The 1,506-nt window shown below is 56.5% G+C and carries 1 rRNA gene (cut by a window edge); it reads left to right on the forward strand.

The features are described 5' to 3' along the window. Positions 1-1,493 (forward strand): 23S ribosomal RNA (locus ACGFY5_RS45070); it begins 1,661 nt to the left of the window's first position. Positions 1,494-1,506 lie beyond the last annotated feature (13 nt).

The following is a 1,506-nucleotide window of genomic DNA, read 5'->3' on the forward strand; positions in this document are numbered from 1 at the left end:
GGTAGTAGTCAAGCGATGGGGTGACGCAGGAAGGTAGCTCATCCCGGTGAATGGTGGTGCCGGGCTAAGGGTGTAGGACGGGCCATTGGTAAATCCGTGGTTCATATGTCTGAGACCTGATGGGGAGCCGTTGTGGCGAAGTGAGTGATCCTATGCTGCCGAGAAAAGCCTCTAGCGAGATCCGAGCGGCCCGTACCCTAAACCGACACAGGTGGTCAGGTAGAGAATACCAAGGCGATCGAGCGAACTGTGGTTAAGGAACTCGGCAAAATACCCCCGTAACTTCGGGAGAAGGGGGGCCGGAGACGTGATCCCACTTGCTGGGGGAGCGTTGTATGGCCGCAGAGACCAGGGGAAAGCGACTGTTTACTAAAAACACAGGTCCGTGCGAAGTCGTAAGACGATGTATACGGACTGACGCCTGCCCGGTGCTGGAACGTTAAGGGGACCGGTTAGTCCGTTAGGGCGAAGCTGAGAACTTAAGCGCCAGTAAACGGCGGTGGTAACTATAACCATCCTAAGGTAGCGAAATTCCTTGTCGGGTAAGTTCCGACCTGCACGAATGGCGTAACGACTTTCCTACTGTCTCAACCACAGGCTCGGCGAAATTGCACTACGAGTAAAGATGCTCGTTACGCGCGGCAGGACGGAAAGACCCCGGGACCTTTACTATAGCTTGGTATTGGTGTTCGATTCGGCTTGTGTAGGATAGGTGGGAGACTGTGAAGCGGGCACGCCAGTGTTCGTGGAGTCATCGTTGAAATACCACTCTGGTCGTATTGGATGTCTAACCCGGGCCCCTGATCGGGGTCGGGGACAGTGCCTGGTGGGTAGTTTAACTGGGGCGGTTGCCTCCTAAAATGTAACGGAGGCGCCCAAAGGTTCCCTCAGCCTGGTTGGCAATCAGGTGTTGAGTGCAAGTGCACAAGGGAGCTTGACTGTGAGACTGACAGGTCGAGCAGGAGCGAAAGCTGGGACTAGTGATCCGGCACTGGCTGGTGGAAGCGGTGTCGCTCAACGGATAAAAGGTACCCCGGGGATAACAGGCTGATCTTCCCCAAGAGTCCATATCGACGGGATGGTTTGGCACCTCGATGTCGGCTCGTCGCATCCTGGGGCTGGAGTAGGTCCCAAGGGTTGGGCTGTTCGCCCATTAAAGCGGTACGCGAGCTGGGTTTAGAACGTCGTGAGACAGTTCGGTCCCTATCCGCCGTGCGCGTTGGAGATTTGAGAAGGGCTGTCCCTAGTACGAGAGGACCGGGACGGACGAACCTCTGGTGTGCCAGTTGTTCCGCCAGGAGCATGGCTGGTTGGCTACGTTCGGAAGGGATAACCGCTGAAAGCATCTAAGCGGGAAGCCTGCTTCGAGATGAGGTCTCCCACCACCTTGAGTGGTTAAGGCCCCCGAGTAGACGATCGGGTTGATAGGCCGGATGTGGAAGCCTGGTAACAGGTGGAGCTGACCGGTACTAATAGGCCGAGGGCTTGCCCACAAAGCTAGCCGTA

The organism is Cryptosporangium sp. NPDC048952 (assembly GCF_043197895.1).
Taxonomy (GTDB): Bacteria; Actinomycetota; Actinomycetes; order Mycobacteriales; family Cryptosporangiaceae; genus Cryptosporangium.